This window comes from Nostoc sp. 2RC (assembly GCF_014222165.1).
GTDB lineage: Bacteria > Cyanobacteriota > Cyanobacteriia > Cyanobacteriales > Nostocaceae > Nostoc > Nostoc linckia.
The window spans coordinates 1-6,558 of the sequence record NZ_JACKZU010000428.1 but is presented as its reverse complement, the minus strand read 5'-3'; the positions used below and the strand labels follow the sequence as shown (position 1 = coordinate 6,558).

General features: G+C 40.5%; 8 protein-coding genes and 1 pseudogene. 2 read left to right on the top strand and 7 right to left on the bottom strand.

From position 1 onward, the window contains the following. Positions 1 to 249: 249 nt before the first annotated feature. On the bottom strand, positions 250 to 444 hold the full coding sequence (locus GNE10_RS30495) for a hypothetical protein (protein ID WP_185569551.1): 195 nt from the start codon (positions 442 to 444) through the stop codon (positions 250 to 252). A 97-nt stretch (positions 445 to 541) separates the two neighbouring features. Here GNE10_RS30495 and GNE10_RS30490 point away from each other — a divergent pair, with 97 nt between their 5' ends. After that, positions 542 to 1,399 (top strand): alpha/beta fold hydrolase, encoded by an 858-nt coding sequence (locus GNE10_RS30490; protein ID WP_185569549.1) that lies wholly within the window; start codon positions 542 to 544, stop codon positions 1,397 to 1,399. A 44-nt stretch (positions 1,400 to 1,443) separates the two neighbouring features. Here GNE10_RS30490 and GNE10_RS30485 read toward each other — a convergent pair. From GNE10_RS30485 to GNE10_RS30465, 5 genes and pseudogenes are all read right to left on the bottom strand, one after another. After that, positions 1,444 to 1,542, bottom strand: a pseudogene (locus GNE10_RS30485) (type II toxin-antitoxin system YoeB family toxin); the annotation flags it as partial. Between the two features lie 14 nt (positions 1,543 to 1,556). Next, positions 1,557 to 1,844, bottom strand: a complete 288-nt coding sequence (locus GNE10_RS30480; RefSeq protein WP_185569547.1) for a type II toxin-antitoxin system Phd/YefM family antitoxin — start codon at positions 1,842 to 1,844, stop codon at positions 1,557 to 1,559. 44 nt (positions 1,845 to 1,888) lie between these two features. Further along, a complete protein-coding gene (locus GNE10_RS30475; protein ID WP_185569545.1) occupies positions 1,889 to 2,185 on the bottom strand; it encodes a hypothetical protein in 297 nt (98 codons plus the stop codon). Next, positions 2,172 to 2,465, bottom strand: coding sequence for a BrnT family toxin (locus tag GNE10_RS30470; RefSeq protein ID WP_185569543.1), 294 nt, complete (start codon positions 2,463 to 2,465; stop codon positions 2,172 to 2,174). The genes GNE10_RS30475 and GNE10_RS30470 overlap by 14 nt, the downstream gene beginning before the upstream one ends. 49 nt (positions 2,466 to 2,514) lie before the next feature. Beyond that, entirely contained in the window at positions 2,515 to 3,003 is a 489-nt protein-coding gene (locus GNE10_RS30465) for a hypothetical protein (protein ID WP_185569541.1), read from the bottom strand. Between the two features lie 163 nt (positions 3,004 to 3,166). Here GNE10_RS30465 and GNE10_RS30460 point away from each other — a divergent pair, with 163 nt between their 5' ends. Then, positions 3,167 to 5,068 (top strand): serine/threonine protein kinase, encoded by a 1,902-nt coding sequence (locus tag GNE10_RS30460; protein WP_185569539.1) that lies wholly within the window; start codon positions 3,167 to 3,169, stop codon positions 5,066 to 5,068. A gap of 208 nt (positions 5,069 to 5,276) precedes the next feature. Here GNE10_RS30460 and GNE10_RS30455 read toward each other — a convergent pair whose 3' ends face one another. After that, complete coding sequence (locus GNE10_RS30455) at positions 5,277 to 6,413, bottom strand: cob(I)yrinic acid a,c-diamide adenosyltransferase (RefSeq protein WP_185569537.1); 1,137 nt, start codon at positions 6,411 to 6,413, stop codon at positions 5,277 to 5,279. Between the last annotated feature and the right edge of the window lie 145 nt (positions 6,414 to 6,558).

Genomic DNA, 6,558 nt, shown 5'->3' with positions numbered 1-6,558 from the left:
TGGGGAGTGTGGGGAGTGTGGAGGGTAATTTTTTGGATACTTAGCTAGAAATCCCACACAAAATTTCGTTCACCCCTGAGGCATTAGCAAATCTTAGTGAAGCTTTGGCACTGCATTTTGAACCACCTGTAGCTACAATTGTCAGCGCAAAGTAAGTTTGAAAAGGATCTTGACTGAAGCGATCGCTTAAATTAGCAAACGACTGGAGTACAGGCAGTAAATATCCGATCGACAGTGCGATTTCGTTAATTAGTTTAAAGCGATGGTGACTAAAAGCATGAGTTTGTCAATGAAACTAAAGTGTTTAGTCAACAAAACGATGAGTTTGTAAATAATCCTAAAGCGTTTAGTCAACAAAACGATGAGTTTGTAAATGAAACTAAAGTTATCGTTATGACAATGATAACGGTGATTGATGGCGATCGCGTTTTTTGGAGATGACAATTTTAGCTTTTTCAAACAACTACGTATATTTAAAAAATCAAATATGAGTCTTATTTGTATGATAGTAAAAGTTAATTAGACATAAATTGAATCTATTATGGAAGAATTTTATACTAAAATAAATGGTTATAAATACCATGTTTTAGATTCGCGCAATGGACATGAGAGCGTAATTCTACTACATGGTTGGCCGGATGAAAGTTCTTTATGGAGATTTCAGATCCCCGCTTTGGTGGAATTTGGATATCGTGTTATCTGCTTTGATTGGCTTGGTCATGGACAGAGCGAAAAGACTGAAGAATTAAATAAGTATACCCTTGCCTCACTGTCAGCTGATGTCATCGGATTGATGGATGCCCTGAATGTGAAAAAAGCGCATTGTATTGCTCATGATTATGGAGCAATAGTGGGTTGGGAAATGGCAACGAGATATCCAGAACGGCTGATATCATATACTGCGTTATCAGCAGGACATCCTCTGGCATTGATCGAAAATCTTTCCTTTCAATCAATGATTAAAAGTTGGTATTTAGTATTCAACCCCTTGCCTGTGGCAATACCCATATATCGTGCAAACAATGGATTTTTTTTCAGGTGGGTACTGCGTGGACATCCTGATAAAGAAAGCATCGTTGAAAAGTTTTTACATGAAGATAACTCTTTCTATATTCAAGTTTGGGAAAAAGCCAATCCCGTACTCCCGTTTATTGTGTCTTCACTTCGTAGCAATCAATCACAGCTAAATTTGATCCAAGTTCCGACCCTTGGCATTTGGAGTTCTGGGGACAACTTTATGGCTGAAGAACAGATGAGTAAATCTGGTGTTTTCGTCCAAGCTGAGTGGCAATACATACGAATAAATAAATGTAATCATTGGCTTCAATTAGAAAACCCTGAGGAAATTAATCAGCATTTGCTTGAGTGGCTGAATAAACACTCAAAAAGTAAATTTTAAATATGGGAGGCATGGCGATCGCGTTTTTTGGAGATGACATGAAATTAGCGATCGCTATAATGATATCGAGCTTGAATAAACTCAACTCTGTTGTCAGTAACTACATAAACAATACGGTCAGCTTGATTAATTCGACGCGACCAGACATTAAATTTATTTACTCTTCTTTATCAAGTTCAAACTTCTTTCGGAGTTCCTCTATAGACTGCGGTTGATTAGTCTTAGCCTTAACAAGTTGTAAAGCATCTAGAAGTCGTGCTGCATTTTCAGGTGATTGAAACAAATATGCCGTTTCTATGATGCTATTAAGTTCCGCAGTCGGAATTACAGATACACTTTCAGCACCTTCACGATTCACTACTACAGGTTCACGGCTGCTAATTGCCTCTTCATAAATTTTGTCAAAATTATTGCACGCTTCAGTGTAGTTGATTTGGTAAGGCATTTTTTAGTTCTCAATTTATGTGTTATTCTTTGCTAAACACTTGACTAGAGACATGTTTCGGCTTGAATTTCTTGAATTATAGTTAAAATTTCCTCTTTCGATTCGATGTGCCTTGCTAAAACTTCAGCTGTTGATTCAAGTACTCGCTCAGAAAATACTTTAGCTAAATCTTGGCGCAAACTCTGTCCAATGTAAAACTTGAGTAATGCTTCAAGTGTCATATCTCGATTAGCTGCAATTTTTTTAAGCGATTCCAATGTATCGGTTGGTATTTTTATTGGTACTGTTTCTGTCGCACGGGGTTTTAAGTGTAGTTCGAGTTCTTCGTTAGGCTTGTTCATATAACTTTCTTTCTGTGCGAGTAGCTGGACGGGCAGAAATAATGCGTGTTCGCCTACTGCGTTCTACATAAACTACAAGCAATAAGCGTTGAGAAAGAGAATAACCTAAAATGAAATTGCGCTGTTCATGATTAGCAGTAGCATCACCCACTTGGTAGAAAGGGTCAAAAAAAACCTCTGTTGCTTCTTCAAACGTAACACCATGTTTTTCAATATTACTTTGTGCTTTATTTTCATCCCATTCAAATTCAACACCTTGTAGACGATAAACAATATCCATGTATCAATTTTGCTTTTGAGTTATTCATTCTCTCTAATCTTCTACTTGATTAACTCTCAGGTAAACTGGCAAATGCTTCTTCAACTAACTGCTTTGTTTTAGCATCTAAACGCAGCCAATCGACTTCATTGAATTCATCAATCAAACTAGTATCAATATTAGCCGCTTCTTTTTCAGGGTTGTATTCAATAAAACATACTTGATAACACAACTCCCACAAATCTATACTCGCTTGCTGCTGTTGACGCTGCAAAAGTAAATGATATCCTGGATGGGGCATTGGTAGGCGAGTTAGAGTCTGTCTGATTTCATCTGCTTCTTGGGGCGTTGCAGTTTCCATTGCTTGCAACAGTTCAGTCACCAACGCTTTGATTTCATCAGTGGTGTTAGGCGGCCAAATCAGGACATCATGGTAAGTTCCTGTCCACGAAGACTCATCAAGCTGTTTGCGGATATTGTCGATAACGCGAATAAAAGCAGGTTGCATGAGGATTTCAGCCTGACGCCATGCAACTGGGTTTGTTATTTTAGGTGGCATTGGTAATCAACAGGGGCACTAAAAGAGAAATAAACAGTCTGCGTTTATTAAAAAGCTGCGTTTTTAATCTAAATCTTTTTTCAAGATAGCGGATTTCATGGAAGAAAATTTGGAGATATTTATTACTAGCGGAAAATTTCGGTGATAACTCTGGGGAGGGAATATGATAGGCAAGTTACTAGATCATCGTTACCAAATAATTCGAGTCCTGGCGACGGGAGGATTTGGTCAAACATACATTGCTGAAGATACTAGGCGGCCAGGTAACCCTGTTTGCGTTGTCAAGCACCTCAAGCCCGGAACTGACCCCAGAGTTTTTGCTACTGCTAAACGTCTGTTCAATAGCGAAGCCGAAACCTTGGAAAAACTTGGTAACCACGACCAAATACCAAGGCTACTGGCTTACTTTGACGAAAACCAAGAATTCTATTTAGTACAAGAATACGTTGAAGGACACACCCTAGCTGAGGAACTTTTACCTGGTAAGCGCTGGAGTGAAAGCCAAGTAATTCAACTGTTGCAGGAAGTTCTGGCGATTCTGGAATTTGTCCATCAGCAAGGTGTGATTCACCGCGACATCAAACCAGATAATATTATCCGTCGCACCTCAGATAATAAATTTGTTTTGGTAGACTTTGGGGCAGTTAAGCAACTGCGTACCCAAATGGTGACAGTCGGCGGACAAGGTTCTGCCACAGTGGTTATCGGTACTCCTGGCTATATGCCCACAGAACAAGGGCAAGGTAAACCACGCCCCAACAGTGATATTTATTCCTTGGGAATCATTGCCATTCAAGCATTAACAGGATTGCCAGCAACAGAATTACAGGAAGATCCAGAAACAGGGGAAATCATTTGGCGGCATTCTGTAACTGTCAACCCACGACTAGCAGCAGTGTTGGCAAAGATGGTGCGTTATCACTTCAAAGACCGTTACCAAACTGCCACGGAAGCATTGCAAGCATGTCAAAATGCGATTAATCCTGTAATTGCAATTTCCAGACCCCAAGAAGCTGGAAAAAATTTCAGTACCCAAGCAACCAAACCCCGACGCCAAGTAGTATCTCGCCAGCACACTCTAGCAGTTGCGCCAGCAAATCATGTCCCCCCTAGACCTGTGCATCAGACTAGCAAATCCGATCCCTGGCCAATATTAATTGGCATATTGTTGGCGGGAGGTGCTGCTGCTTTGGTAGCAAATGTATATCCCAATATGAAAAATTTAGCAGCTAACTTTACAGGTAGCGATCGCACTTTAGCAAACAAATGCTCTGCAATTGTTGTGGGAAATTCTAATATCCGTTCTGAACCTAGTTCCATTAATTCTGGTAACATTGTGCAAACTGTTGGTAACAATACCAGCTTCGAGGTAACTGGCAAGCAGACAAAACGAGGTTGGATAGAAGTTAAACTTAAATCTGGAAATTCGGCTTGGGCACACCAAGATGTAGTAGCCAATAAAGGAGAATGGACTTCTTGCCTGCGAGAAAAAGGCATTGCCACTAAAATCGTAGACGATAGTACCTTAATTACTACTCGACCACTTCCTCAAGTCAAACCAAAATCTAAAGATGTAGTAATTTCATCGTCAGAAAAATCAAACCCATCAACTTCTGATAATGGAAAATCACAGCCTAATGAAAACAGTACCCAAATTTTAGAACAAGCAAAAAAGAAGTATGATTCTGGAGATGTAGTTGGAGCGATCGCACTTTTAAAATCAATTCCCACAACTGCCGCTTCTGATATCCAAGAAACCCGCAAAGTTATCAACCAGTGGCAAGAAGATTGGACAAAAGCCGATGCATTATTTAATGATATTAATCAAGCATTAGAATCCGGTCAATGGGATAAAGTTTTAGATTACAAAAACCATCCAGAAAAATTGCCTAATACTCAATATTGGCGAAATAAAATAGAACCCTTATTTAAACAAGCTGCTGAAAATTTGGCAAAACAAGCACTAGAAAAAATAGATAGTCAAGTTAATCAGAAAAATCCTCAAAAACAAGTTACCGATACTAAACAATCTGACACTACAAAGAGTTCCAAAGCCACGGAGTAAAGAAAAATGGGCGTTGTAGAACGGGGGGATGGGGAGATGGGGAAAAGGTTAAAGGTTAAAGGGAAAAGGTTAAAGGGAAAAGGTTAAAGGGAAAAGGTTAAAGGTTAAAGGGAAAAGGAATCAATTTAATCTTTACCCTTTACCCCTTTCCCCTTTCCCTTTCCCCATGCCCCATGCCCAATGCCCAATACCCAATTACGACAACCTATTAAAAATCCACTCCTCGTTTGAGTTCTACGCCTTGATTTGCATAGTGTTTGTGGCAGTAAACTTCTGAGTGAACGCTAGCCAAATCAAAGTATGTTGGTTGATTTTGACAGCGACCAGTGATAATAATTTCAGTGTCGCGGGGTTTGCGGAGTAAAGCTTGGACAATGGGTTCAACTGGGAGTAGTTCTAGGTCTACTGTGGGATTGAGTTCATCGAGAATAATTGTTTTATATAATCCAGAAGCAATGGCAACTTTGGCAATTTCCCAACCGCGTTCGGCTTCTATGTAGTCTAATTCTTGCCGAGAATTTCGCCAAACAATTGCATCTCGACCGCAGCGTTGATGATCTACCACTTCTGGATATGATTGTTGCAAAGCAGCGATCGCCGCATCTTCTGTATAACCACTACCACCTTTAAGCCATTGCATAATTAATACACGGGTAGAACCAGGGTGATTAATTCCTCTACCAATTGCCTGCAAAGCTTTACCCAAAGCACTCGTAGATTTACCCTTACCAGCACCAGTATAAATTTCAATACCATTAAGTAAAAGTGCTTTAGCAGTTGGGTGGTGGTGGGGTTTCATTTCTGAGTGTAAATCTGCAATATCCAGCAACTTTTGTGGTGCAGCCCGTCCGGTGGCAATGATTTCCAACTCTTGGGGTTTGGATTTTAATGTCCGCACCACTTCATCCACTGGTAGCAAACCCAAATCCAGTACAGGGTTAATTTCATCCAAAACCACAACTGAATATAAACCGCTAGCTATGGCACCCTTGGCGACATCCCAACCCCGCGCCGCTTCCTCTTTATCAAAAGCAGTAATTTCTTCGGGGCCAAAAAATTCCGCCCTGCCAGTGCGAACCTGGTCAATTAAATGAGGAAAACCACGTTGCAAAGCAGCGATCGCTCCATCTTCATCATAATCACGCTCAGGCCCCTTTAAAAACCGCAGTAGTAAAACCCGATTGGAATTAGTAGGTGTATTAATTCCCAACCCAATGGAACGCAAAACCACCCCTAAAGCCGCCTGAGACTTACCTTTCCCCGCACCATCATAGACATGAATTTGACCAACAAGCCGTTCCTGACGCACTTGCGCCGTGCGAATACCAATACCGTTCCTGATCATTTCTTGAAAAGTTATAATATAGCACTGTTTGGGCATGGGGCATGGGGAAAGGGAAAGGGGTAAGGGGTAAAGGGTAAAGACTAAATTGATTCCTTTTCCCTTTTCCCTTTAACCTTTTCCCCTTCTCCCCCTACCTCCCCTACTC